Source organism: Brevibacillus reuszeri, from assembly GCF_001187725.1.
Lineage (GTDB): Bacteria > Bacillota > Bacilli > Brevibacillales > Brevibacillaceae > Brevibacillus > Brevibacillus reuszeri.
In genome coordinates this window covers 622,158-648,524 of sequence record NZ_LGIQ01000007.1, presented here as the reverse complement: position 1 = coordinate 648,524, position 26,367 = coordinate 622,158, and the positions used below count along the sequence as shown (strand labels likewise).

General features: G+C 46.5%; 29 protein-coding genes. All 29 read right to left on the bottom strand.

Going from position 1 to position 26,367, the window contains the following annotated elements; genetic code table 11:
* Window position 1 precedes the first annotated feature (1 nt).
* The gene (fliQ, locus tag ADS79_RS12865) at window positions 2-271 is read right to left on the bottom strand and encodes a flagellar biosynthesis protein FliQ (protein WP_049738784.1); all 270 of its coding nucleotides are present in this window, start codon (window positions 269-271) and stop codon (window positions 2-4) included.
* Window positions 272-304: 33 nt separating this feature from the next.
* Entirely contained in the window at window positions 305-1,066 is a 762-nt protein-coding gene (gene fliP / locus ADS79_RS12860; protein ID WP_049738783.1) for a flagellar type III secretion system pore protein FliP, read from the bottom strand.
* On the bottom strand, window positions 1,063-1,737 hold the full coding sequence (locus ADS79_RS12855; RefSeq protein ID WP_049738782.1) for a flagellar biosynthetic protein FliO: 675 nt from the start codon (window positions 1,735-1,737) through the stop codon (window positions 1,063-1,065). Before ADS79_RS12855 ends, fliP begins: the two co-directional genes overlap by 4 nt.
* Window positions 1,737-2,099, bottom strand: coding sequence for a response regulator (locus tag ADS79_RS12850; RefSeq protein WP_005834238.1), 363 nt, complete (start codon window positions 2,097-2,099; stop codon window positions 1,737-1,739). Before ADS79_RS12850 ends, ADS79_RS12855 begins: the two co-directional genes overlap by 1 nt.
* Before the next feature lie 36 nt (window positions 2,100-2,135).
* Entirely contained in the window at window positions 2,136-3,509 is a 1,374-nt protein-coding gene (fliY, locus tag ADS79_RS12845; protein ID WP_049738781.1) for a flagellar motor switch phosphatase FliY, read from the bottom strand.
* A complete protein-coding gene (gene fliM / locus ADS79_RS12840) occupies window positions 3,502-4,497 on the bottom strand; it encodes a flagellar motor switch protein FliM (RefSeq protein ID WP_049738780.1) in 996 nt (331 codons plus the stop codon). Before fliM ends, fliY begins: the two co-directional genes overlap by 8 nt.
* A 41-nt stretch (window positions 4,498-4,538) precedes the next feature.
* The gene (locus ADS79_RS12835) at window positions 4,539-4,994 is read right to left on the bottom strand and encodes a flagellar basal body-associated FliL family protein (RefSeq protein WP_049738779.1); all 456 of its coding nucleotides are present in this window, start codon (window positions 4,992-4,994) and stop codon (window positions 4,539-4,541) included.
* Window positions 4,995-5,008: 14 nt separating this feature from the next.
* Complete coding sequence (locus ADS79_RS12830) at window positions 5,009-5,230, bottom strand: flagellar FlbD family protein (protein WP_049738778.1); 222 nt, start codon at window positions 5,228-5,230, stop codon at window positions 5,009-5,011.
* Between the two features lie 70 nt (window positions 5,231-5,300).
* Window positions 5,301-6,116, bottom strand: a complete 816-nt coding sequence (gene flgG, locus ADS79_RS12825; RefSeq protein WP_049738777.1) for a flagellar basal body rod protein FlgG — start codon at window positions 6,114-6,116, stop codon at window positions 5,301-5,303.
* Window positions 6,117-6,214: 98 nt separating this feature from the next.
* Window positions 6,215-6,610 (bottom strand): TIGR02530 family flagellar biosynthesis protein, encoded by a 396-nt coding sequence (locus tag ADS79_RS12820; RefSeq protein ID WP_049738776.1) that lies wholly within the window; start codon window positions 6,608-6,610, stop codon window positions 6,215-6,217.
* Window positions 6,611-6,634: 24 nt separating this feature from the next.
* On the bottom strand, window positions 6,635-7,843 hold the full coding sequence (locus ADS79_RS12815; RefSeq protein ID WP_049738775.1) for a flagellar hook-length control protein FliK: 1,209 nt from the start codon (window positions 7,841-7,843) through the stop codon (window positions 6,635-6,637).
* Window positions 7,844-7,910: 67 nt separating this feature from the next.
* Window positions 7,911-8,828: a MotE family protein gene (locus ADS79_RS12810; protein WP_049738774.1), complete on the bottom strand. Its 918-nt coding sequence runs from the start codon at window positions 8,826-8,828 to the stop codon at window positions 7,911-7,913.
* A gap of 12 nt (window positions 8,829-8,840) precedes the next feature.
* Window positions 8,841-9,287 carry a flagellar export protein FliJ gene (fliJ, locus tag ADS79_RS12805; protein ID WP_049738773.1) on the bottom strand — a complete coding sequence of 149 codons (447 nt, stop codon included), beginning with the start codon at window positions 9,285-9,287 and terminating at the stop codon, window positions 8,841-8,843.
* Window position 9,288: 1 nt separating this feature from the next.
* The gene (gene fliI / locus ADS79_RS12800) at window positions 9,289-10,608 is read right to left on the bottom strand and encodes a flagellar protein export ATPase FliI (protein ID WP_049738772.1); all 1,320 of its coding nucleotides are present in this window, start codon (window positions 10,606-10,608) and stop codon (window positions 9,289-9,291) included.
* The gene (gene fliH, locus ADS79_RS12795; RefSeq protein WP_049738771.1) at window positions 10,605-11,423 is read right to left on the bottom strand and encodes a flagellar assembly protein FliH; all 819 of its coding nucleotides are present in this window, start codon (window positions 11,421-11,423) and stop codon (window positions 10,605-10,607) included. The genes fliI and fliH overlap by 4 nt, the downstream gene beginning before the upstream one ends.
* Window positions 11,407-12,420, bottom strand: a complete 1,014-nt coding sequence (gene fliG, locus ADS79_RS12790) for a flagellar motor switch protein FliG (RefSeq protein WP_049738770.1) — start codon at window positions 12,418-12,420, stop codon at window positions 11,407-11,409. The genes fliH and fliG overlap by 17 nt, the downstream gene beginning before the upstream one ends.
* A gap of 12 nt (window positions 12,421-12,432) precedes the next feature.
* The gene (gene fliF, locus ADS79_RS12785) at window positions 12,433-14,022 is read right to left on the bottom strand and encodes a flagellar basal-body MS-ring/collar protein FliF (RefSeq protein ID WP_049738769.1); all 1,590 of its coding nucleotides are present in this window, start codon (window positions 14,020-14,022) and stop codon (window positions 12,433-12,435) included.
* A gap of 31 nt (window positions 14,023-14,053) precedes the next feature.
* Window positions 14,054-14,353 carry a flagellar hook-basal body complex protein FliE gene (gene fliE / locus ADS79_RS12780; RefSeq protein ID WP_049738768.1) on the bottom strand — a complete coding sequence of 100 codons (300 nt, stop codon included), beginning with the start codon at window positions 14,351-14,353 and terminating at the stop codon, window positions 14,054-14,056.
* A 19-nt stretch (window positions 14,354-14,372) separates the two neighbouring features.
* On the bottom strand, window positions 14,373-14,834 hold the full coding sequence (flgC, locus tag ADS79_RS12775; RefSeq protein WP_049738767.1) for a flagellar basal body rod protein FlgC: 462 nt from the start codon (window positions 14,832-14,834) through the stop codon (window positions 14,373-14,375).
* Between the two features lie 2 nt (window positions 14,835-14,836).
* On the bottom strand, window positions 14,837-15,250 hold the full coding sequence (gene flgB / locus ADS79_RS12770) for a flagellar basal body rod protein FlgB (RefSeq protein WP_049738766.1): 414 nt from the start codon (window positions 15,248-15,250) through the stop codon (window positions 14,837-14,839).
* Window positions 15,251-15,624: 374 nt separating this feature from the next.
* Window positions 15,625-16,404: a GTP-sensing pleiotropic transcriptional regulator CodY gene (codY, locus tag ADS79_RS12765; RefSeq protein ID WP_049738765.1), complete on the bottom strand. Its 780-nt coding sequence runs from the start codon at window positions 16,402-16,404 to the stop codon at window positions 15,625-15,627.
* A gap of 44 nt (window positions 16,405-16,448) precedes the next feature.
* Window positions 16,449-17,846 carry an ATP-dependent protease ATPase subunit HslU gene (hslU, locus tag ADS79_RS12760; protein ID WP_141261008.1) on the bottom strand — a complete coding sequence of 466 codons (1,398 nt, stop codon included), beginning with the start codon at window positions 17,844-17,846 and terminating at the stop codon, window positions 16,449-16,451.
* 19 nt (window positions 17,847-17,865) lie between these two features.
* Window positions 17,866-18,408: an ATP-dependent protease subunit HslV gene (hslV, locus tag ADS79_RS12755; RefSeq protein WP_049738763.1), complete on the bottom strand. Its 543-nt coding sequence runs from the start codon at window positions 18,406-18,408 to the stop codon at window positions 17,866-17,868.
* A 16-nt stretch (window positions 18,409-18,424) separates the two neighbouring features.
* The gene (gene xerC / locus ADS79_RS12750) at window positions 18,425-19,366 is read right to left on the bottom strand and encodes a tyrosine recombinase XerC (RefSeq protein ID WP_049738762.1); all 942 of its coding nucleotides are present in this window, start codon (window positions 19,364-19,366) and stop codon (window positions 18,425-18,427) included.
* A 73-nt stretch (window positions 19,367-19,439) separates the two neighbouring features.
* Complete coding sequence (gene trmFO / locus ADS79_RS12745; RefSeq protein ID WP_049738761.1) at window positions 19,440-20,741, bottom strand: FADH(2)-oxidizing methylenetetrahydrofolate--tRNA-(uracil(54)-C(5))-methyltransferase TrmFO; 1,302 nt, start codon at window positions 20,739-20,741, stop codon at window positions 19,440-19,442.
* A gap of 41 nt (window positions 20,742-20,782) precedes the next feature.
* Window positions 20,783-22,861, bottom strand: coding sequence for a type I DNA topoisomerase (gene topA, locus ADS79_RS12740; protein WP_049738760.1), 2,079 nt, complete (start codon window positions 22,859-22,861; stop codon window positions 20,783-20,785).
* A 109-nt stretch (window positions 22,862-22,970) separates the two neighbouring features.
* The gene (dprA, locus tag ADS79_RS12735) at window positions 22,971-24,080 is read right to left on the bottom strand and encodes a DNA-processing protein DprA (RefSeq protein ID WP_049738759.1); all 1,110 of its coding nucleotides are present in this window, start codon (window positions 24,078-24,080) and stop codon (window positions 22,971-22,973) included.
* 136 nt (window positions 24,081-24,216) lie between these two features.
* Window positions 24,217-25,119 (bottom strand): succinate--CoA ligase subunit alpha, encoded by a 903-nt coding sequence (gene sucD, locus ADS79_RS12730; protein ID WP_049738758.1) that lies wholly within the window; start codon window positions 25,117-25,119, stop codon window positions 24,217-24,219.
* Between the two features lie 44 nt (window positions 25,120-25,163).
* Window positions 25,164-26,324 (bottom strand): ADP-forming succinate--CoA ligase subunit beta, encoded by a 1,161-nt coding sequence (gene sucC / locus ADS79_RS12725; protein WP_049738757.1) that lies wholly within the window; start codon window positions 26,322-26,324, stop codon window positions 25,164-25,166.
* Window positions 26,325-26,367 lie beyond the last annotated feature (43 nt).

Here is a 26,367-nt window from a genome sequence, read left to right as displayed (position 1 = left end):
GCTACCCGACGAAGCGATGGAGATTCCCGAATATATCCATCGCAAAATCAAGCATGACTCGCAGCATCCAAGGACCCACTGCCAGAATCGTAACAAAAACGGCTACGATCTTCGGAATAAAGGCGAGTGTTTGCTCCTGAATTTGAGTTGTCGCTTGAAACACACTTACAAGTAATCCAACCAGTAAGGCGATGCCGAGAGCAGGTGCCGCAACGAGCAGGATCGTGTAAACAGCATTTTGGGCAATCTGCATCAGTAATTCTTGTGTCATGCTCTGTACCTCCTTGGCCCCTCCGGAATATCGCTAAAAACTGGTTAATAATGATTTCACTACGAGATACCAACCGTCCACCATGATGAACAACAAAATCTTAAAGGGCAATGAGATCATCACCGGTGGCAGCATCATCATCCCCATCCCCATCAAAATACTAGCGATGATCATGTCAATCACGAGGAATGGGATGAAAATCATGAAGCCGATTTGAAAGGCAGTTTTTAACTCACTAATCGCATAAGCAGGTACTAAGGCACTCAGCGGGATGTCCTGAATTGTTTTCGGTCTCTCCGCCTTGGTAAACTCCAGAAATAGCGCCAGATCCTTTTCCCGTGTCTGTTTTGCCATAAACTCCTTAAACGGGATGACCGCCGCATTAAAGGCCTGCTCTTGCGTCATCTGTCCCTGCATAAATGGCTGCACGGCTGTTTCATTCACTTTGCCTATCGTGGGTGCCATAATAAAAAATGTCATGAACAAAGCAAGAGCGATGATGACCTGGTTTGGAGGCATCTGCTGTGTAGCCAACGCATTGCGGACAAACGACAGCACGATGACAATTCTCGTAAAGCTGGTCATTAAGAGTAAAATAGCCGGAGCAACAGACAATACCGTTAGGATCAGCAGAATTTGAATCGCCGAGGATGTTTCCTGAGGTGTTCCATTCCCGCCGCCTATTTTCAAATCAATGCTCGGAACGAGTGGTGTTCCCACAGGAGCTGCCAGCACCATGTTTGGTACGGCTAACAGCACGATAGCAAGCACGAGCACCTGCAAAACATATTTCATTTTTGGTCCCCTCTGTCCTGAGCTTCCTCTTTGGTCCAAGCGTCCATTTTAATCGGGCGTTTATTCACATCATTCCATTCGCCCTTCAGCATCTCTTGAAAGCTTTTTCCATCCACATCAGATGAGAATAAAAGTTCTTCATCTGCCTGCTTCTTTTTGCCAAAAGGCAACCAGCTAATCGTGAATGGATTTTTCAACGGCTTTATTTCTGCTTCTGACAGAATCAGATCGACTTCATCTCCGGGTTCAATCCGCCTTAGCAACTGAACATTATCGCCAACACCTACGACGTACAGAGATTCTCCAATCATCACAACCTGCAGTGTTTTGCCGTTTCCAAGACCAGCTGCACTAATAATTTTGATAGGTCCGTGACTTTGTGCACCTTGGCGTTTCCCAAGAAATCTAAGCAATAAATAGATCAGTAGAACGATAAACCCTAATGAGAAAATAACCTGAACAAAATAGCCAATCATACTTCCTGTTCCGCCGCCCGGAATGGCCGCCGGCTGTTCGCCGCCGGCAGGCGCATTGCTTTGTGGTACCTTCCCCTGATTGTATGAATCTGCGACAGAGCCTTCTGCGAAAGTCGTACCAGGGAATACAAGCAGCAACAGGAGTAGACAAGAGATCCAGATGATCCCTGTCCCTGCATTCCGGATCTTCATCATTAGCTCAAGGTCTTCTTGATCGCTTCCAATACGCGATCCGCCTGGAATGGCTTCACGATGAAGTCTTTTGCGCCTGCCTGAATCGCATCAATTACCATTGCTTGTTGGCCCATCGCAGAGCACATGATAACGCGTGCATTCGGGTCCAATTTCTTGATTTCTTTCAATGCAGAGATGCCGTCCATTTCTGGCATGGTGATGTCCATGGTTACCAGATCCGGTCCCAATTCCTTGTATTTTTCAACAGCCTGGGCACCATCGCTCGCTTCCCCTACGACGCTGTATCCGTTTTTCGACAGAATCTCCTTAATCATCATACGCATGAATGCTGCATCATCTACGATTAAAACTTTGTTAGACATGAATAGCTCCTCCCCAATGCATGAGTGTTGATTGGTTTATTGTAATTTTTGAACACGATCGATCTGACTGATGATATCTGTGACACGTACACCGAAGTTCTCATCGATAACGACAACTTCACCCTTGGCAATCAGCTTGTTGTTTACCAAAATGTCTACATGCTCCCCAGCCAGCTTGTCCAACTGTATGATAGAGCCAGCAGACAAGTCAAGGATATCCCTTATTAATTTCTTGGTGCGTCCTAGTTCGACTGTCACTTGGAGTGGAATGTCGAGAAGTAGGTTAAGATTTTGCTCGTCTCCTGTATACATCGGAGCACCTCCAAGCGGAGAAAATTGTGCTGGCTTCACATTTGCTTGGTTAGCAACTGGAGTGCCGTAATGCTGAGGTGCCGGCGGTGCCATTGGGGGCTGCTGTTGATACGCCGGTGGATACGGTGCATAACCAGGCGGCATCGCATGCTGTGCATAATAATCCGGATACATCTGTTGTGGCGGATACCCCATCGGTGGCTGTGCATAGCCCATAGGCGGCTGTTGTTGATACATTTGTTGTGGCTGCTGTGCAGGCGCTTCTATAGGTGGTGCCACTGGCGGCATCTGTACCGGCTCTGGCTGAGCGCTTTGCACCGGTTGTGCCGACTGAGTGATGGCAGGGATTGCGGGCATCTCCACAGCTTCTATGGCTGCTGCTGCTTCGTCCTCTGAGCCTCCAACCAGTCTATCAATCATTTTCTTTGCAAAAGAGAGCGGGAGCAATTGCATGATGTTTGAATCGATAAGCTCGCCATGTTCTCCTACCTTCAAGCGGAAAGAAACTTTCACGAGCGGGCTGTCATCGTCAGAGAAGCTGTCTCCGCCTTTGCCTTGTGCAAGGTCCATTACGTCAATTCCAGGAGGAGTAATATTGATAAACTGATTGAAGATCGTTGACATGGATGTCGCAGCAGATCCCATCATTTGATTCATCGCTTCTTGTACAGCACTTATATGTAGCTCGGACATTTCTGTACTCTCTGGTCGACCATCGCCGCCCATCATTAAATCAGCAATTACCGCAGCATCTTCCATCCGGATTACAAGTAGGTTGATGCCTTTAAAACCATCTGTGTATTCCACATGAACAGCCACATGTGGAATCGGAAACTCGCTTTCAAGCTCGCTTACATTTACAACAGTTACAGTAGGGGTTGTAATGTCTACCTTTTGGCTCAATAAGGTTGATAACGCTGTAGCTGCACTGCCAAATGAAATATTCCCAATTTCACCGAGGGCATCTTGTTCAAACGGGGATAGATATTCGGCAACATCCTGTCCTTCAACCGAACCAGCTTCCTCTTCATCCTCAACCAAGTTGTTAGCGCGAAGCAGCGCGTCAATCTCGTCTTGAGAAAGCATGTCTCTACTCATTTTGTTCCTCCCCCTCCTCTATGACTTCATCAATCTGAACAGCGACGCGCCCTTTAAGCGTGCCCGGCTGACCCAGGAATTTCAAGTGGTTGCCCACTTTAACTTTCAATTTGTTATCAATGGCTTGATCAAGCTGAATCACATCACCTTTTTGCAGCTGCAAGAAGTCTCCTACGGAAATCGTTGCTGTTCCCATTTCAGCGATAATCGGCAGATTTGCCGTCTTCACGCGTTCTTCTACGCGCAGGCGCTCATCTTCATCACGCGTCTTTTTCTGCTTGGAGAACCAATACTGACCTGACAATTTGGTCATGATCGGTTCCATTACGACGTGGGGTAGACAAAGGTTAATCATACCGGTTGTATCACCAATCTTTGTGCTAAACGAAATGACGACCACAATTTCATTTGGAGAGACAATCTGCATAAATTGCGGATTCATCTCCAGACCTTCTTGATATGGATCTAACTCAATAATTTGCTTCCATGCCTCGTGGAATGTATCCAGCGCTTTGCCGAACACACGCTCCATCACCGTTGTTTCAATTTCCGTAAGTGCACCCATTTTTTCCGGGAGAGCACCCTGTCCACCAAGAAGCCGATCGAGCATGGTGTAGGCGATGTTTGGGTTCACTTCCAAGACCATACGTCCTTCTAATGGAGGGGCTTCAAAGATGTTTAGGATCGTCATCTTGGGAATGGAGCGAATAAACTCGTCATACGGTAATTGATCGACGGAGGCAACCGTAATTTGCACGAAGGTACGGAGCTGAGCAGAAAAATACGTCGTCAACAACCGTGCGTAGTTTTCATGAATACGCGTCAATCCACGGATCTGATCTTTAGAGAACCGAAGAGCACGCTTAAAATCGTACACTTTGACTTTACGCTCAGTCTCTTCCTTTTTCAGCTCGTTGGCATCCATCTCCCCAGAGGAGAGGGCAGCCAACAACGCATCAATCTCACTTTGTGAGAGAACCTCGGCCATATATCGTCACCTCCTTGCTATGTATCCCATTCATCGCTTCCTTAGGACAAGACGCGCTTGGTAGTTACCACCTGTACGATCTTTCCTTCTTGCATGAGGGAGCTGATTTCATTCATAATTTTCGCTTCCAGCTTATTTACACCTTCTGTCCCCTTAATGTCCTCGGGAGTCAATCCAGCAAGTGTTTTAATAATGACTTGGTTGACCTGCGGCAAACGCTGCTCCAGCTCTTCTTTTGCAGAAGAATTCTCAGCTGTAATGCTGAAACGAACAATCATGTAGTTATTCGTAAGCAGGTTGGTCGTGATCTCACCCGTATCAACCGAGTACTCTTTCATTTGCTTGGCAGTCAGTGGCTTCATTTGCTTTTCTTCTGTAGAAGCTGTCTGTGAGCCCGGAGCGAGATAAGTCTGCCAGAGCACAAACGAAATCACACCTAAAAGCGAAATTGCAATAATGATGATTAGAGCCATGTTAAACAAACGATTTTGAAACATCGCACTGCCTCCCGCTATTCATTTGAATCGTCCGGCATTTTGGGTGTTACTGTTGCCGGATGAGCGTTTTGATAAAAAGCCTGTACACGCTCAGCGATCGATTCTGCCGAATCTTTGACGATGTACTTTCTGTCGTTGAACAATGTTATTACGCAATCGGGAGTAGCCTCTACCGTCTCAATATGAGTGATATTCAGATAAAACGTGGCGCCGTTAAATCGGGTCAATTTGATCATCGGCTGCTCCTTTCTGGATGAACGGGGGGAAGGATTTCCACGCTTCCCCCGCGTTTACCCGTTACCTATTTTATCGCTTCAGGTTTACCAGTTCTTCCAGGACAGAGTCGGATGTGGTGATGATACGGGAGTTCGCTTGGAATCCACGTTGAGCCACGATCATTTCGGTAAACTCCTCGGAAAGGTCTACGTTAGACATTTCGAGCTGACCTGCGATGATGCTAACTTTCGCTGTCCCCGGTGTTACTGGTTGATTCGGGTCTTCATCCCTTGGTCCAGCATTCACAGTGTTCTCATACAAGGAATTTCCGATTTTTTTCAAACCGCCTGGATTGTTAAACGTCATGACACCCACAGTATTGTCTGAAGCCAGTGCTCCAGTTTCATCTACTGTTGTAATAACACCATCTTTACCAATCGAGTAAGAAACAGCAGTTGCCTGATCAATGGTAATGACGCCAGCATCAGCGTTCAGTAGCTTCAACCCTTGAGAGTTAACAAGGTTACCTACAGAATCACGCGTGAAATTTCCTGCGCGCGTGTAGTAAATGGTTTCTCCATCATCTGGTGTCACCATGAAGAAAGCATCACCTTCAATGGACAAGTCTGTTGGCAGATTGGTAGTCATCGGGCTACCTGCGTTAAATACAGTATCAACAGCCGCAACAGAAGAACCCAAACCAATTTGCAGCGGGTTTGTACCACCCTTGCCACCGTCTGTAGGAGCTCCTGCCCCTTGAACGTTTTGACTCAAAATATCTTGAAACATAACGCGACCTTTTTTGAAACCTACGGTGTTCACGTTTGCGATGTTGTTTCCAATTACATCCAGTTTCGTCAGGAAACCACGCATACCTGAAATACCCGAGTACATGGAACGAAGCATTTTTGTTTCCTCCTTTTCTATCTCACACACAATGGTTACCTCTGTCGGTCGGTAACCCTTGGGCTTCCTCCATGAGGTCCAGCCCGTTCCTTACGGTGCTACACGATTATAGCGCTATCGATATTGGTAAATACATTGTCCTTTAAGCTACCATCGTCTACAGCGGTAATGATTTTCCGATTCACGATGCTCACGACGTAAGCCACATTATCCATCAAAATAAGTGACTCTTGGGCACCTTTTGCTGCTGCTTTTTGTACAGCGGATTCTAACCGTTCCAGCTGAGGGGCCTCTAATGAGATGCCTCTTTCTTGCAGACGGTTGACTGCATGTTGGCTAAAGCTCAGAGGCGCTGTTTTCGCCGTTTGGCCAAGGGATTCAGTCAAAAATTGTTGAAACGGTTTACCGCTTACTTGAGTAGTCTGTGCCGTGGCTCTAGTAACGTGATTCGTCTTCGGAGGGAAATAGGGCTGCGCCACACGAAAATGGTTCATGGTGCTTCCTCCTTTATTCCATTCCTAAACGATATCGTTAATGCCGCGAGTCGTTTCTCGGAGACGATTCCATAAGTCTTCCGTAGATTCGGTATTGTCGACCAATGCATCAAGTGCGAAGTCCTGTTCATTTTGTTCCTGCTGTTCCTGCTCTTTTCCTTGCTGTCTCGCTTGCTCGCGTTGTTGCTGGAAGCTAAATGCTGTCTCTTGCTGCTGATTTACCTCCAAGCGGTCAACCTGCAATCCTTGCTGCGTCAATGCGGCTCTCAGCTGTGGTAGCTGGTTGTCCAGCATGTCCTTTGCTGCTTGCGTTTCAGCATGGAATTGGGCAGTAATCACACCGTTATGGGACTTGATCGTAACATCTACTTGTCCTAACGATTGTGGATTTAACACCAGCTTCGCTTCATGAACACCATTTATTTGCTTGATGTTCATTTTGCTAACAAAGATTTGAGTGACCTGTTCCGGCAGCTGATTTGCATGTACTTGATGCGTTTGTACCCCTGACTGCTGGAAGGATTGAGTTGGCTGGGATTGCGCCTGGGTTGTCACGACTGGCCCATTCGCAAATGTAAATCCTTCGTCACCAGTGCTGCTGTCCTGGTTAAGTAATCCTGCTTGTAAAGATGGCTGAACTGTTTGCGTTTGAATACCAGCCTCCTGTTTATAAGCAGCAAGTCCCGCATTCACACGCAGTGGTTGAATCGCTTTGAAAGCTTCCTGCTGCGCCGTGTTTGCGTTGGTCATTACTTCGGAACGAATGTTGATTGAGCCAGGCTTCGTCGACTCAGCGTTCCCCTTTTGGTTTTTCAACGCTTCGAGCAGTGCAGCCAGCTTTTCCAGCTTTGCAGAAGCAGGATCATCTTGTGGTAGCTTGGCGAGCATCTGCTTCCATTCTTCACTGAGCTGACCAACATCCACTTGTGCTTTGCCCAAATACTGCTCAATCGCGGCTGCTTTACCGTCAATTTGGGGCATTAGCTCTTCTGGTACACTTTGACCAGTTGAAAGCAATTGGGCAAGGAGCGCCATCATGTCTTGAAACGCCTGTAGTTCCTCATCACTCATTCCTTCAGGAACTGCAACCTCTCCCGAAGCCGACATGTTCTGAAACGCTTGAAGCATTTGCAGTGAAAAGAGCTCTCCCAAACCCGAGCTGTCTTTGGCTGTTGCTGCTCCTGGGGTCATGGCTGCACTCGTAGATGCACCAACGAGATTGTTTGCAATCATTTCGTTCACCTCCTCATTTTTTATTGTTGCTTATGAAAAACGATAGCAGATCAGTATGAACTGTCTTTTATCGAAGCAACTCTTCGGTGATGCGTGCCGCCAGGTTGTCGCTATTCTTCTTATCTGTTTTGGCAATCGCAGCGAGAGTTTGAGCCCGTTTATCCTCGGGCATTCCAGTCATGAGCTTAAGTGCCTTCGCCTTGTTTGTCTCCATCAGCGAACGGATAACCGCTGCTGAATCATCAGGTGACATCGCTGCAAAAGACTTTGCTAAAGAATCGTTGATATTGCCAGTAGGAAGCTGGTCCTGCCCTTTTCGTTGTTCGCCTAAAGCCTCCGTCAATACCTTCACACGATCTTGCAGGGCAGCGATATCATCATCTTTGGCTACAACAGAATCCTTAAGCAGGATAGAAATATCGGCAGCAGTTTTCGGATCCATTTTGGCCAGAATGTCTGCTCGCTGTGCAGGCTTCATCTTACTCATCACCGTGACGGATTCGGTCAATTTCAAATTCTCAATGATAGCCGCTGCGTTTTTGGCTGACATCGTTGTATACACCTTGGCCAAATCAGTGTATTGCTGCTGCCGTTCTGCTTCTGTTGCACGCTTTTCTTCCATCATCTTATTAAGATCCTCTACCTGCTTCTCAAGAGCTTGGATCGTAGAGTCTTTTTTCGACGCCTCTGCTTGAAGCGAGGCCATCGCCTGTTGATTTTTCGCTTGATCGTTTTGCAGGTTTGTTACCTGTTTCATGAGCTCAGGTTTTTCATTCTTATCGGGAGTCGCCACATAATCGTCCGGGATTAATTTTTCCACGTACGGTATGGAGTTAGCCCAGGTTAGAACATTGCCGAGCACATTGATCCCCAGTAAGCTCAAAAGCACGCCACCAAGGATACAAGCGAACAGCGCAGGAATGACAATCATGTAGAAAAACCATTCCCACCTGCCGTACTCTCGTTCTTCTTGGATTTCTTCCATCGTGTACCTCCCTCAGTTGCTTCGACGAAGATAGAGCTGAGTGCCAATCTCGTCCAACTCTTTTTGCTCTCTCAGTTTTTCTGCGTCTAGAAATTGATGGAGAGATCGTTCACGCAGTCGATTCCATAATTGAGACTCTTTCATGCGTTCCGTCAAATGAGATTGACAGCGCTCAACATCTTGTTCACATCCGTGCAGCGTTCTTCTCTGGTTTTTAATGGATCTGGCAACAGACTGTTGGTACTGGGTGATAGAAATGAGCTCGGCCGCACTGCATGTCTGCTCCTGTACTTCCTGGATCAAATGGGTCATTTGGTCATGCTGCTCATTTAGCTGATACAGCTTCCACTCTTCTTCATTCTTCCGTTGAATAGATTTCCCGAATGCCCATTCTGCCTGCTCTTTTTCTTTTTCCTTCAGATCCAAAACCTTTTGAAGATGAAACTGGAACACCTTCACTCTAGTTCACTCCTCCGAAATGGGTCGTCAACGCTTTTATAGCACTTTTCAAAGTGGAGGGCTCATGCGTCCCTTGTGCCGTAAATTCACGTATAACATCCCGATAACGAATTGCCGCATCAATTTCTCTGTTAGTACCTGGCTTATACGCGCCAATATTAATGAGATCTTCTGCTTCACGAAAAGTGGCTAAATGTCGTTTTAACTGTCTGGCTGCTTCACCATGCGCATCACTGACGATGTCGCTCATGACCCTGCTGACACTCGCCATCACATCAATGGCAGGGAAATGACCTTTTTGAGCGATTTTTCGGTCGAGTACAATATGCCCGTCCAAAATCCCGCGCGCCGCATCAGCGATCGGATCATTCATATCATCAGAGTCTACCAGCACGGTGTAAAAGGCTGTAATGCTGCCTCGGTCCGCCGTTCCCGCTCTTTCCATCAGCTTAGGAAGCAGGGCAAAGACAGAGGGCGTATAGCCGCGTGTAGCTGGTGGCTCACCAATCGCAAGACCAACTTCACGTTGGGCCATCGCAAAACGGGTGACCGAATCCATCATAAGCATGACATTCAATCCGCGATCACGGAAATATTCCGCAATGGACGTAGCGATCATCGCGCCTTTGATCCGGATCATGGCAGGCTGATCGGAAGTAGCAACGACAACAACCGATCTCTTTAGTCCTTCTTCCCCCAGATCCTTCTCAATAAACTCCATAACCTCACGACCGCGTTCACCGATCAGCCCGATGACATTGATATCTGCCGTTGTATTCCGGGCAATCATGCCCATCAACGTACTCTTTCCGACACCGGATCCGGCAAAAATACCGACGCGTTGTCCTTGTCCGATTGTAAGTAGCCCGTCGATGGCACGCACCCCTACACTTAATGCTTCTTTTATTCGAGGGCGAAGAATCGGATTTGGCGGTAGATTGTTCGTTGGATACGTAGAAAGTCCGAAAGGGAGAGAGCCCTGATACGGACGTCCTAATCCGTCTAAAACAGAACCAAGAATCTCCGGCCCCACTTTTACTTCTAGGGACCTGCCTGTTGCCACGACATCGCAGCCAGGGCCGATAGACGTCAATTCACCAAGTGGCATCAATAACACTTTGTTTTCACGAAATCCAACCACTTCCGCTATAATCGGTTCTTTGCTATTCGTCGGGTACAAATGACAAACCTCACCGAGCTTTACCTCTGGACCTTGCGATTCAATCGTAAGTCCCACTACCTGGGTTACTTTTCCATTTACTCGCATCGGGTCCAATCCTTGGAGTACTTGCTTGTACTTTGAAAGATCTAGGATGCTCATGTCATTTCACTTCCTCGCGCAATTTCCAGCAGCGCCTGCTTTATTTCGCTCAGTTGTGTGTCTACACGTGCATCTACACTCCCCAATTGAGTACGAATCACGCATCCTCCGTCCTGTACGGTGTGATCCGGATAAATGGAAAGCTCAGCTTGTCCATCCAGCAATTCAAGCAGCTGTGGGCGATGCTCCTGAATATAATCAAAATAATGGTGATTCACGCAAACTGTTATTTGTCCGTGAACGCGGGAGCGGCTGAGAACTTTTTTAGACATTTCCAGGACCTGCTCTGGTGATTGTTTTAATTCCCCTCCAATCACCTTTTTCGCGACCTCAATACTGAGATCTACTAAAAATGGTTCCGCCTCCGAAATAATCTGCTGCTTTTCGTCGTAGGCTTCTTCCAAGAGTGTCTTCGCCTTTGTAATGGTATCCACTTGCTCCTCATAAGCCTGTCGCTTGCCATCCTCATATCCGGCGTCGTAGCCATCCTGCTTCGCTTCTTCCTGCACCTGTTGAAAGAGAGCAGCTGCTTCCATGCGTTTTTGTTCCCACCACGAATTGATTTCTTCTTGAACCTGTTCCTTCATCTGTTCAGCCTGCTCTGAAGCCTGCTGCAAGATTTTTTGCGCGGTTTCTTCGGCATCGATAATGATCGTTTTTGCTTCTATTTCTGCTTGATTAATAATTTGTATATTTTCTTGCAACCTTTCGGAACTTTGCTCCGTCTTAAAAGGTACAGGCGTCACCGAGAGGAGAACTGAGTCCTCTGAAGGCCGATAATTGGCCATCTTGATGATCCTAGACAATGATATCATCTCCTCCACCGCGAGCGATGATGATCTCACCAGCCTCCTCTAGGCGACGGATAATGGCGACGATACGTGATTGTGCTTCTTCTACATCGCGTAAACGAACGGGTCCCATAAATTCCATTTCTTCTTTGAACGTATCGGCCATCCGTTTGGACATATTCCGGAAAATAACTTCCCGTACTTCCTCGCTGGATACTTTGAGCGAGAGCTGCAAATCGGCATTCTCCACATCGCGAATAACGCGTTGAATGGAGCGATTGTCCAAAGTAGCAATATCTTCGAAAACGAACATGCGCTTCTTGATTTCTTCTGCCAGCTCGGGGTCCTGAATCTCGAGTGAATCCAGAATCGTACGCTCGGTACCTCGATCGACACCATTGAGTACAGCCACGATCGCTTCGATGCCACCAGCCTGTGTGTAATCCTGCGTAACCGTTGCAGACAGCTTTTGCTCCAGTACTTGCTCAACCTGTGCGATTACTTCTGGAGAAGTACTATCCATCGTGGCAATGCGTTTTGCTACCTCAGCCTGGCTCTCCTGCGGAAGAGCGGACAAGATCATTGCCGCCTGCTGTGCTTCCAGATAAGACAAGACGAGAGCAATCGTTTGCGGATGTTCATTCTGGATAAAGTTCAGGATTTGACCAGGATCAGCTTTCCTAGCAAAATCAAATGGCCTTACCTGCAGGTTAGCTGTCAGTCGGTTAATAATATCCATGGCTTTGGTTTCGCCCAATGCCTTTTGCAAAATATCTTTTGCGTACGTTATACCACCTTGCGCGATGACTTCTTTTGCTACCGCGATCTGATGAAACTCTGCAAGAATTTTATCTTTTTCATCCGTATCGACTTTACGAACATTGGCAATTTCCAATGTCAGTTGCTCGATCTCATCTTCACGCAAGTGTTTGAACACCTGGGCAGAGATTTCCGGCCCGAGTGAGATAAGAAGAATTGCAGCTTTTTGACGTCCTGTCAACTCTTTAGCGCCGCGAGCCATACCTTTCACTCCTTAATCTTCTGCTAGCCATGTACGAAGCAGAACTACAAATTCATCTGGCTTGCTTCGCGCCAATTTTTCAAGCTGCTTTCTGACCATAACCTGGTCCCCATCTTCCTGATAAATCAAATCGGGAACGTCCAACGATTGAGATGGTGTCAGCAAGTCTTGAACATCTTCATTTTCCTGCTGCTGTTTGGCTTGGCTACGTCTGCGAACCAAAAGGAATGCAACTGCTGCGAGTGCCAATGCTGCAATGCCACCAACAGTCCAAAGTACAGTCGGGCTAAGAGAACTGCTATCTTCTAAAGCCACTTTTCCTGAGAACTCGCGCGGGAAGACAGAAATATGTTTATCCAGCTCGTCTTGGGTTAAGTCAATTGCTTGGTTACTTAATGTCACACGTACAACATTACGCAATACTTGTTTGATGCTATCAATCGTAGCTGGGTCTAGCTGAGCTCCAGCTGGTGGTTCAACACCTACGTTAATCGTCAAGTCTTCGATTTCGTATGGACTCTTTACGACGTTTCGCGTGATTCGATTTACTTCTCGGTTAATCGTGTCATTTAATTCTTCATATTGACTGTTGTTTCCGTTTGGAGTATTTGCCTGGTATTGAGGAGAAGCGTTATCACCCATACCGCCAATTCCACCCGGTGGTACACCTTGTCCAGAAAATGCTTTTGATAATTTTTGTGATGAAATGATAAGACCTTCGTTATTTTCCTTGTCTGGTGCCTCTACGAGATTTTCCACACGGTTTTCTTTATCAAAATTCATTTTGACAAAGGTATGAACAATCACTTTGTCCCTACCCATGATGGTTCCCAGAAGATTATACAGGTTCTGCTGTATTTTCTTTTCTACTTCCGCTTTGATATCTTCTTGTTGTTTAAAACTGCTTAAAGACCCTTCACTATCTTTCCCGTCCGTACGCTCCAACGTGTTGGAATACTGATCCGTAATGGCTATTGCTTCCATTGGCAGCTTCGGAACGCTTCGCGATACGAGCAGGTAGAGAGAATTAATTTGTTTTTGATCAAGGGCTGTGCCTGGTTCTACGTCAACGATGACAGAAGCCGTTGCTGTATCCGGAGTTTCCGTTACCCACAAGCTTTCTTGTGGCAAGGTAATCATGACTTGTGCACTCCGCACACCTTTCACTCGTTCCAGCATCTTGCGCAATTCCTGTTGCAGTGCTTCTTTTTTCATGACATCAAATTGACGATCTGTCACACCAAGTGTGTTGGAAAAAATTTCGGAGTTGATTCCTGCCTGACTTGGAATTCCCTGTGCAGCAAGATCAACAATGACATCTTGAGCTACTTTTTCAGGTACCTCAATCTCTGTTCCATTCCCAGTGATTCGATACGGGATTTTGGAACCGTCTAACTCTTTCTTGATTGCCCCAATCTCTTGCTCACTCAGTCGTTGATTATATAGTGGCTTGTATACCGGTTGAGAAGCTATGTATATGTATAAGCCAAGAGATATGAGGAGAAATAGGGTAATTCCAACAATCATCCACTTTTGTTTCTTTGAAAACTGGTTCCACTTGGACATAAGCTGTTCTCTGAATACTGCCAGACGCTCGTTCATGATTCACCTCTCACAGGATACCAACAACAAATCATATAGACATACGCATTATTTCTTGATAGGACTCGATCACCTTGTTGCGTACTTGCAAGGTCATCTGAAGCATGATTGAAGATTTTTGGCCTGCTGCTGTTACTTGGTGAATATCCTCAATCTCTTTTGCAGCAAATTTGTCGCTGAGAATGGCGGACTCGACTTGTGCTTGATTCACTTCGTTGATCGCATCGGATAAAAATGAGGAAAACCCTTTTGCTACCTCTGCTGGTGTTTGCAGTTTATTTACGCTTGGAGTCCGAATCGCATTTACCTGAGAAAGAGCATTAATATCCATCGGTTACTGACCACCTGCTTTATCTAATTTCCAAAGCTTTCATCATCATCGACTTTGATGCGTTAAATGCGGTAACATTCGCCTCATAGGCTCTTGAAGCTGCGATGAGGTCTACGAATTCTTTCATCGGGTCTACATTTGGCATTAACACGTATCCGTCTGCATCTGCATCTGGGTGGCTCGGATCGTACATTCGTTTAAACGGTGTATTATCCTCGCGAATGGCCGTTACCCGAACCCCAAGCTCTCCGCCGTTGCTGTTATAAACATTTCCGACGGCCATTTGAAGCATGTTGTCAAAAGAATTGCCTGATCTTGGTGTCAACTCAAGCATTTTTCGTTTGTAGGGCTGCCATGCTCCATTCACATAAGTTGATCGAGTAGACTCAGCGTTCGCCAGGTTCGCAGAAATCGTATCCATCATCAGTCGATTAGCGGTAAGTGCCGAAACGCTTGCGTTCATTCCTTGAAACAAACTCATTCTTATTTACCTCCGCCCTCAATCACGCTGCGTAATTTCTGAAAGGATCCTGCTGTCAGTTGTGTCAAGCCGTTGTACCAGATTTGATTCTTGGCGAGCTCGGCGCTTTCTGCATCCATGTCCACATTGTTGCCGTTGTTTTGCACGTAAGCACTCGGGTTCGACACGAGCTGCGGCATTGCGAAGCCCCCACTATTTTTGAAGGGAATGTGCCGCTCACTTGTTCGGTAAGCTTCCAAGTTTTGTTTGCCAATAACCCCATTCAGTTCATCTTGTAAGTACTCTTCAAAGATGACTTGTTGACTCTTGAAATAAGGGGTGTTTATGTTGGCCAGATTGTTTGTGATTGCTCTGTGCCGCATAGAGGCTGCGTCCATCGATCGTTCTAGGACCTGAAGATGATAGCTATCCAGCATGTTCCTTATCCCCCTATATTTGTCGTCAAAGCTTCCTCAAATCTACCTAAATTTCCTGTATTTTCGACATTTAAGATACGCTTCAATCATAGCAAAACTGTATTAGTGAAAAAAGCCCCTTTTCATGAAGATTTTCAAAATGATTCAATCGCACTAAATCCCATATTACTCCTGATTTTTTACTGCATTTTACAATTATACGATTGATTTTGCCATATTTTTGCATACAGAATTTGACGAATTTATGGATTAAATTTTGCGAACCCGTGTCAAGTTTTGTTGAATTTAGGCACATATACCCAAGAAAAAAGGCCTAGCAACATAAGTTGCTACGCCTTTTGTTTAACCTCGTATAACTTTTAGGCTAGGGTGAATTAAGAGGTTTTCAGCTTCTCCAGCTCAGGTAACAGCTTCTCGTTCAATACTTTAATAAATGTACCTTTCATTCCAAGAGAGCGTGATTCAATCACACCAGCACTCTCCAGCTTGCGCAGAGCGTTTACGATCACAGAACGTGTAATCCCTACACGGTCAGCAATTTTCGATGCTACAAGCAGGCCCTCTTTGCCTTCCAGCTCTTCGAAGATATGCTCAACAGCTTCCAATTCGCTATAAGAAAGGGAACCAATCGCCATTTGTACAACAGCTTTGCTGCGCGCCTCTTCTTCAATTGCCTCGGAACGCTCACGCAAGATTTCCATTCCTACTACAGTTGCCCCTACTTCAGCCAAAATCAAATCGTCATCTACGAATTGATCGTTGATACGCCCCAAAATCAGTGTTCCCAGTCGGTCTCCACCACCGATGATTGGAACCAATGTAGTCCAACCAGCACGGAAAACCTCTTTCATTTCCTCAGGGAAAATGGTGTAAGGGCTGTCTACGTCCAGGTTTGCGGATGTCTCATCCACTTTCAGGAGACCCAAGCTGTATTCTTCAGGGAAACGACGTTCTTCCAGCATTTTGCGGATACGAGCATTATCCATTTCTTGATGAATAGCAAAGCCAAGCAGCTTACCTTTGCGGCTTACAACAAAGGTATTTGCTTCAATTACATCACTTAGTACTTGCGCCATTTCATTGAAATTAACAGCATGACCTGCAGATTTTTGCAGCATGCGGTTAATTCTTCTTGTTTTAGACAGTAGATCCATCTTTATTTCCTCCCAATGTCTGTGTGATTCCTACCCAATAATCATTACAAAATATACTGACTCAAATCTTTGTTCCCTGCGATACTACCTAATTTTTGTGTCACGTAATCAGGGGTAATTTGCACAACCTCCAAGTGGATGTCTGGAGCTTCAAAGGACAGATCCTCCAATAGCTTTTCCAGTATGGTGTGCAAACGTCTGGCACCGATGTTGTCTGTGCTTTGATTTACCTCTGCAGCTAAGCGTGCTAGCTCATGGATGGCTTCTGGGGTGAACTCAACATGGACGCCTTCCGTTTCCAAAAGGGCAACATACTGCTTCAGAAGCGCGTTTTTCGGTTCTGTTAAAATCCGTACAAAATCCGGGGCGCTTAAGCTCGTCAGCTCTACTCTGATAGGAAAACGACCCTGCAGCTCTGGTATGAGATCGGACGGCTTTGCCATGTGGAATGCTCCAGCAGCAATGAACAACACGTAGTCCGTTTTGACTGGACCGTATTTGGTCATAATTGTAGAGCCCTCAACAATCGGCAAAATATCACGCTGGACCCCTTCACGGGATACATCGGGACCACGGCCATCTTTTCCGGCGATCTTATCGATCTCATCAATAAAGATAATTCCGTGATTCTCAGCCCGACGAATCGATTCCTGCGTTACTTCATCCATATCAACCAGTTTTTGCGCTTCTTGTTGAATTAATACCTTTCGCGCATCTTTAATTCGCAATTTTCGCTTCTTGGTTCGTTTGGGCATCAGGCTTCCGAGCATATCTTGCATTTGCATCCCCATTTGTTCTGTTCCCGGAACCTGGAACATGTCAAACATCGTTGGGGACTGATCTTCCACATCTATCTCAATGATTTGCTCTTCCAATTGACCATTAGCCAGCTGCCAAGCTACCTGTCTACGTCCTTGCTCTACAGAAGCCTCTTCTGGATCATTTGCTGGCTGTTGCGATTGCTGTTGCCCGCCGAAGAACATCTCCAGTGGATTCTTGAACGAGCTCTGCTGTTTACGTGATGGAACCAATACCTCTACGATCGCTTCATTCGCGAGCTTCTCGGCTTTTTCCTTGACTGATTCCATTTTTTCTTGCTTCACAGTTCGAATGGAGGCTTCCACCAGATCGCGAACCATGGACTCTACATCTCGTCCTACATAACCAACCTCTGTAAATTTGGTCGCTTCTACCTTAATAAAGGGTGCGCCTGTAAGCTTGGCAATCCGACGCGCAATCTCCGTCTTCCCAACGCCTGTAGGCCCAATCATCAAGATATTTTTCGGTACGACTTCATCGATTATTTGTTCAGGCAAACGGCTTCGACGGTAGCGATTACGAAGCGCCACAGCGATGGCTTTCTTGGCTTGTGCCTGCCCGACGATGTATTTATCCAAATGCTCTACGATCTTACGCGGGGTTAATTGCTCAAGATTCAGCACAGAAAGTCCTCCCTTTTGCTCAATTCAGTTCATCCACAACGAGATTGTTATTCGTGAACACGCAAATCTCGGCAGCAGTTCGCAGTGATGCTTCTGCAATTTCTCTTGCGCTAAGGTGGGGTGCATACGTCTTTAGTGCTCTTCCAGCAGCAAGTGCAAAGCTGCCTCCCGAACCGATCGCCAAGATCCCATCATCTGGTTCGATGATTTCACCATTTCCCGATATGAGCAGTAAGTGATCCTTGTTCAGTACAATCATCATTGCTTCCAAGCGACGCAAAATTTTGTCCATGCGCCACTCTTTGGCCAGCTCGACGGCAGCGCGCTGCAGATTTCCGTGGTATTCCTCCAGCTTGCCTTCGAACTTTTCAAATAGCGTAATCGCATCGGCTACTGATCCGGCGAAACCTGCCAATACCTCTCCACGATAGAGACGCCTTACTTTCTTGGCACCGTGTTTCATAACCATACTGTTGCCAAAGGTTACTTGACCATCTCCAGCCATCGCTACAGATCCATTATGCTGTATAGCAAAGATTGTTGTGGCGTGAAACTGTTCCATCACTGATTCCTCCCGTTTATGGCTGATTGGCGGAACCGGTATCGCGCGAATTTGCACGCGGATGTGCGGTATCATATACATGGCGTAATCGCTCTTTGGTCACATGCGTATACACTTGTGTTGTGGAAACATTCACATGTCCCAGCAGCTCCTGGACGACACGCAGGTCAGCTCCACCGTTTAACATATGTGTTGCAAATGTATGCCGAAACGTATGAGGCGATACACGCAAATGCAGAGCGTACGATTCAACGTATTTGTCTACAATTCGGCGAACACTGCGATCAGATAGTGGTTCTCCCCGGTAATTTACGAGTAGATTGCCGTGGTCTTCTTTTCCTGCCAGCAGTTTTTCTCTTCCATACTCTAGGTATTGCCGAAGAATGTCGCAAGCATAACTCCCAACTGGCACATACCTTTCTTTTGCTCCTTTTCCATATACCAAAGCGACACCCATGTCCGGGTTTACAGCGCTAACAGATAGTGTGACCAGCTCCATAACGCGCATGCCACTTGCGTACAGTAGTTCAAAAATCAGCCGATCGCGAATTCCTAATGGAGTGGATATATCTGGCAGATCAAAAAACGCCTGAACCTCTTGTGGATATAGAAAGGAAGGAAGTTTCTTCTCCATTTTTGGAGTGGAGACGAGTTGGAATGGATTTTGTTCCAGCTTACCTTCACGCAATAAAAAGCGATACAAGCTTCTCAAGCTGGAGAGCTTGCGCGCAATACTTCGCCGGGAAAGCCCCCTGCCTACTAATTGTGCAAGGAAGGAGCGACCATGCAAATAAGAAACAGCAGCAAATACGGTGATTTGGTGCTGTTCCATAAAGGAGACAAATTCGCTGATATCTGCCACATACTGCTTTACCGTATGAGGAGAGGCGTTTTTTTCGACTCGCAAATAACGGGTAAACATCTCTAGATCCGCAGAATTCTGTTGCGAAATGTCCATACGGGATGCACCCTCCTCGAAGCACCTATATAGTAACACAGTCGAAATTCGGATATCAACGTTTATTGTGTCGTTATTGTGTAAAATTCTGAATTGTATCTAGCGCCCGCTCAGCAAGCTTTTCATTTTTTTCACGCTTGTTTCGAATTCGTTCTGGCAACTCAGGAACCAAGCCGAAATTAGCGTTCATCGGTTGAAAATGTTTGGAGTCGGCAGTCGTGATATAGCGCGCCATACTGCCGATTACCGTTTCAGGAGGCAGTACGAGTAGCTCCTCTCCCTTTGCCAGTCGAGCTGCATTCATCCCTGCAAGCAAGCCGGAAGCGGCAGATTCCACATAACCTTCAACACCTGTCATTTGCCCTGCAAAGAATAGGGTTTCCCGCTCTTTGTACTGATAGGTAGGCTTCAAAAGCTTTGGCGAGTTAATAAAGGTGTTTCGATGCATCACGCCGTAACGAACGATCTCACAATTTTCCAGACCGGGAATCATGGAGAACACGCGCTTTTGCTCTGGCCATTTCAAATGGGTTTGAAAGCCTACAATGTTATACAAGGTTGCAGCACCATTGTCCTGTCTGAGCTGTACAACCGCATAAGGCTTTTTACCTGTTCGCGGATCCATCAGTCCTACTGGCTTCAATGGTCCAAACACCATCGTTTGTCTGCCGCGCTTTGCCATGACTTCAATCGGCATGCAGCCCTCAAAGAAAATTTCCTTTTCAAATTCCTTCAACGGAACAGCTTCAGCCGCAATCAGTTCATCGTAAAAGCGATTGAACTCTTCCTCCGTCATTGGACAATTCAAGTAGGCTGCTTCCCCTTTATCGTAACGGGAAGCGACGAAAACTTTGTTCATATCAATGGATTCTTTTTCGAGAATCGGTGCAGCAGCGTCGTAAAAGTATAGGTATTCTTCACCGGTTAATTCCTTGAGCTCCTTGGATAGTGCTGGAGACGTCAACGGGCCTGTCGCAATGACAACGATCCCTTGAGGAATTTCTGTCATTTCATCTGTGACGACCTCAACCAATGGATGGTTTCTCACTGCTTCCGTCACATAATCTGCAAACTCATGACGGTCTACCGCGAGCGCTCCGCCTGCCGGAACAGCACAGCGATCCGCGGCACTGATGATCACAGAACCTAATCGACGCATTTCTTCCTTTAATACGCCGACGGCATTCGTTAACGTGTTCGCACGCAACGAATTGCTACAAACCAATTCTGCGAATTTGTCTGTATGGTGTGCAGGTGTCTGTGTTTTTGGTCTCATCTCATACAATTTTACGGGAACACCGGCCTGTGCAATTTGCCATGCGGCTTCACTTCCAGCCAAACCGGCGCCCACCACTGTGATAGTTGGCAATGTCATGCTGTCAATCCTCCAAACCTACAAAAATCTCTAGTATCGCATCAGGAATCTGCTTCTTCCTGATAATCACATTTGGTACAAGCGATGCTTACGCCTTGTTTCTTCCGTTTTTTCTCAACTAACATACTTGAGCATTTTGGACATGGTCTTGCAATCGGTTTGTCCCAGGAAACAAAATCACACTCAGGATATTGATTGCAGCCATAAAAAATTCGGCTCTTCTTAGATTTACGTTCGATAATCTCTCCGGTTTCACATTGTGGGCATTTTACACCCGTTTCTTTTACGATTGGCTTGGTGTTCCGACAATCCGGGAAGCCAGAGCATGCGAGGAATTTCCCAAAGCGTCCCAGCTTGTAAACCATGACGCGTCCGCAAAGCTCGCAAATCTCATCAGATTCTTCATCTTTTAGCTCGACTTCCTTCATCTCTTCTTCCGCGAAGGAAACCCGTTTTGCAAAGCCCCCGTAAAACGCATCGAGTACATTTACCCAGTTGGCGATTCCATCTTCAATACCGTCCAGATCACTTTCCATATGTGCCGTAAACTCCACGTCGAGGATTTCAGGGAAGAACTCCTCCATCAGAGTGATTACGATTTCTCCTAATTCTGTGGGTACAAACCGTTTTTCCTCAAGGGCGACATAGCCGCGTTTTTGAACGGTTTCCAGCGTAGGGGCATAGGTAGAAGGACGACCGATGCCTTGTTCCTCCAACGTCTTTACTAAACGCGCTTCGGAGTATCTCGGCGGTGGCTGTGTAAAATGCTGCGCCGGTTCGATGCTTTTTTGTTCAAGTGTCTGCCCCTCTTCGATCGGTGGCAAAAAGCTCTCTTCTTCGTTTCCGTCATCATTTCCTTCGATATATACCTTCATAAAGCCAGGAAATTTGACCTTGGACCCTGTTGCCCGAAAGATGACGTCTCCAATGGCGATATCGACGCTCATCGTGTCCAACACCGCAGAAGACATTTGACTAGCGAGGAACCGTTCCCAGATCAAGCGATACAGGCGCAGCTGATCACGGGACAAAAACTCCTTGATCTCATCCGGTGTACGTATAACTGCCGTCGGACGGATTGCTTCGTGAGCATCCTGCGCATTCTCGTTTTTGGCAGCGGTACGTGGCTCTGACAAGATGTACTCTGCTCCAAACTTATCCAGTATGTATGCTTTTGCTTCTTCTTGTGCGGTAGTTGATATGCGGGTTGAGTCAGTACGCATGTAGGTGATCAAACCGACTGCCCCTTCTTTGCTACCGACATCAATACCTTCGTAAAGCTCTTGGGCAATCCGCATGGTTTTGGCTGTACGGAAATTCAGCTTTCGTGCCGCCTCTTGCTGCAAGGAGCTGGTGATGAACGGAGGCGCAGGATTCCGCTTGCGTTCCCGCTTCGTTACCTTCTGAACAACATACGGCTGGTCCGCCATCCTTTTGTAAACTTCCTGAACATCCGCCTCTGACTTCAGCTCAACTTTTTCGTCTCCATAGCCATAAAATTTGGCTTCAAAGTCTTTTCCCTTGCTGATGAGCTTGCTTGCGATCGTCCAGTATTCTTCAGGAATGAATTGCTGAATTTCCCGTTCCCGATCGAGAATCAGTTTTACGGTAACGGATTGCACACGACCGGCACTAAGACCTTTGCGCACTTTTTTCCACAAGATTGGGCTGATATTGTATCCAACCAATCTGTCAAGAATGCGGCGAGCCTGTTGCGCATTCACCAAATCCATATTGATGTGACGCGGTTGTTTGAAAGCTTCCTTGATGGCATCCTTCGTGATTTCATTGAATACGACTCGAAGCGGCTGGTTCAGATCCAACCCCAAGTATTGAGCCAAATGCCAAGCAATAGCTTCCCCTTCGCGATCCGGGTCGGCCGCGAGGTATACTTTCTTGACTTTTTTTGCGGCATCTTTCAGGGTCTTCAATACGTCCCCTTTACCGCGAATGGTTATGTATTTGGGTTCAAAGCCACGTGTCACGTCCACACCCGTTTGACTTTTCGGGAGGTCCCTCACGTGTCCCATAGATGCTTTGACAATATATTTGCTACCCAGATATTTTCCAATGGTTTTCGCTTTCGCAGGGGATTCTACGATTACGAGCGTGTCAGCCATTTTTTTCCTCCCCTTTTAGTAAGGAATCTTCCCTATTATTAAATATGCTTATCCGATTTGTCAAACACTTGCAAGACGTAAGGGGATTCCAAGTGCAGAAGAGCGTAGCTTAACGCTTGGCGAAATACCCCCCAGCAAGAGAAACAAGCACCCCTTTTGCTTCCAAACGAAACAGAATCTGGTGCAGACTTTTTCGTAAATCTGGTTCCAATTGACATACTAGGTCATCTACGTGAATTCCTTCATGAGTAACAACCTCTATGATCGTCAGCTCTTCTTTGTTCAAAAAGTTCTCATTCGCCGTTTGACTTGAGCCAAGTTCAGGTTTTGTATGAAAGAAATGTCCCAGCTCCTCTAAAATGTCAGCGCTTCTTGTTACTAGCTTTGCTCCTTGTTTGATCAAGTTATGCGGTCCCGCGCTCAACGATGAAAAAATTGGACCAGGAATGGCAAAAACATCCTTCCCTTGCTCCAATGCGCAATCTGCAGTAATAAGCGATCCGCTTTTTTCTGCTGCTTCAATCACTAATGTTCCGTGACTGAGCCCACTAATAATTCGGTTTCTTTCAGGAAACAGCCCTGGTACAGGCGGTGTTCCAGGTGGATATTCGGAAATAAGCAAGCCCAATGCTGCTATTTTTTCGTAAAGTGCGCGATGACGAAGTGGATAAACTTGATCGATTCCACACCCGAGAACCCCGACCGTTTTTCCATTGTTCTTTATTGTCGTTTCGTGTGCTTCCCCGTCGATTCCATATGCTACACCTGAAATGATCACGAGTCCTGCCTGCACGAGTTCTTTTACGAAATGGGCACAACTTGCTCTTCCATACGGGGTAGGTTTGCGTGAACCGACTACACCGATCGCAGGTTTGTGCAATAACTGCAAATCCCCTCGATAAAATAATAGAAGGGGAGGATCGGGAATATGGCGCAATTGTTCTGGAAAATCGTCATCCAAAAAGCATACATACTGTATACCTTTTGCTATACGCTCATGCAGTATTATGTACGCAGCTCCTTCTTTTTGCAAATCAAATATTGCTTTAGTAATCACTGCGGGCAGCCCTAGTTCACACGAGATGGTATCCCATTTTTTCACCGCTGCGGTAAACGAGCCGGTTCGCTCGTAAATCATTCTAAGCTTCACTCTTCCAAGTCCAGGGATGCTTGCCAATAAATACAGCCAGTCACGTTCGCTCACCAGATTCACTTGCACATCGTTTCCCCCTCTACTCCACGTCGCACTTCATCGTTCAACGGTTTCGAGTGCTATTTTATCGAAAGACAGTGGTCTGACTCAAAAATAAAAACGGACAGGCATATAACCCGTCCGCTTTTCGCTATTCACAAGCTTATTTGCTCATTACTTTGTCGAGCATGCCGCGCTCAGTCAGCAGTTGAACCAAAGTTTCACCGATGACAGCAGGCGTCTTCGCTACGCGAATGCCACATTCTTCGAGCTTCGCGATTTTCTCAGCAGCTGTACCTTTACCACCAGAGATGATCGCACCAGCGTGGCCCATACGTTTTCCTTCAGGAGCAGTTTGTCCCCCGATGAAGCCTACTACTGGTTTTTTCATGTTAGCAGCGATCCACTCAGCTGCTTCTTCTTCCGCAGTACCACCGATTTCACCCAGCATGATCACTGCTTCAGTGTCTGGATCCTCATTGAACATTTTCAGTACGTCAATGAACTCCATACCTTTTACTGGGTCTCCACCAATACCTACAGCCGTGGATTGACCAAGGCCGCGAGTAGAAGTTTGGTGAACCGCTTCATACGTCAAGGTACCAGAGCGAGATACGATGCCCACTTTACCTGGAACGTGGATGTAACCAGGCATGATACCGATTTTGCACTCACCTGGAGTGATAACACCAGGGCAGTTAGGACCTACGAGAAGGGTTTTCTTGCCTTCCATGTAGCGCTTAACTTTTACCATGTCCAGAACAGGAATACCTTCTGTGATGCAGATAACCAGATCCAGCTCAGCATCTACTGCTTCCATGATCGCATCAGCAGCGAATGGAGGAGCAACATAGATTACGGAAGCAGTTGCGCCCGTTTTGGCTACAGCTTCTGCTACTGTGTTGAAAATTGGAATACCGTCAACTTCAGTGCCACCTTTACCAGGTGTTACACCGCCCACCATTTGTGTACCGTATTCCACGGCTCCGCGAGTGTGGAACAGACCAGTTGCACCCGTAATCCCTTGCGTAATTACTTTTGTATTTTTATTAACGAGAATACTCATCGCGTAATTTTCCCACCTTTTTTGACGTATCTACTCGCTTTTTCTTACTTCACCAAGGATACGATTTTTTCAGCGCCATCTGCCATAGATTCAGCAGCTACGATATTCAAGCCGGACTCGTTGAGGATTTTCTTACCCAGATCAACGTTAGTACCTTCGAGACGAACTACGAGAGGTTTGTCCAGTTTGATTTGTTTTGCTGCATTCACTACGCCGTTTGCGATAACGTCGCACTTCATGATGCCGCCGAAAATGTTGACGAAAATACCTTTTACTTTTTCGTCACGGAGAATAATTTTGAACGCTTCTGTTACTTTTTCTTCAGTAGCTCCGCCACCAACGTCAAGGAAGTTAGCAGGATCTCCACCGTAGAATTTCACGATGTCCATAGTAGCCATCGCCAGACCAGCACCGTTTACCATGCAACCGATGTTTCCATCGAGAGCGATGTAGGACAGGTCGAATTTGGAAGCTTCGATTTCTTTTTCGTCTTCTTCATCCAGGTCGCGCAGAGCTACGATGTCAGGGTGACGGTAGAGTGCGTTGCTGTCGAAGTTCAATTTCGCATCGAGTGCCATTACTTCACCGTCGCCAGTTACAACCAATGGGTTGATCTCAGCGATAGAAGCATCTTTATCAACAAAAGCTTGGTACAAGCTCATCATGAACTTCGCAGCTTTGTTAATGAGTTCTTTCGGAATGTTGATCGCATAAGCCAAGCGACGAGCTTGGAAGCCGTTCAGACCAGTTACTGGATCAACTACTTCTTTGAAGATTTTTTCTGGAGAATTCGCTGCTACTTCCTCGATGTCCATACCGCCCTCTTCAGAAGCCATCATTACAACGCTTCCAGTTGCGCGGTCAACTACTACACCTACGTAGTATTCTTTTTTGATGTCGCAGCCTTGTTCGATCAGAAGGCGTTTTACTTCTTTACCTTCTGGTCCTGTTTGATGAGTAACGAGTACTTTGCCAAGAATTTCGCTGGCATATGTACGAACTTCATCAAGATTTTTTGCAACTTTTACACCGCCAGCCTTACCACGGCCACCAGCGTGAATTTGCGCTTTTACTACGTTTACTTGGGTGCCAAGTTCTTTTGCTGCTTCAACAGCTTCTTCCACTGTGAAAGCTACGCGTCCTTCAGGAACTTTTACACCGTACTGCTTAAGTATCTCTTTACCTTGATACTCATGAATGTTCATTCTCCATCCTCCTATGGCAGATAAAGATCGGCAGGCTTTTAGA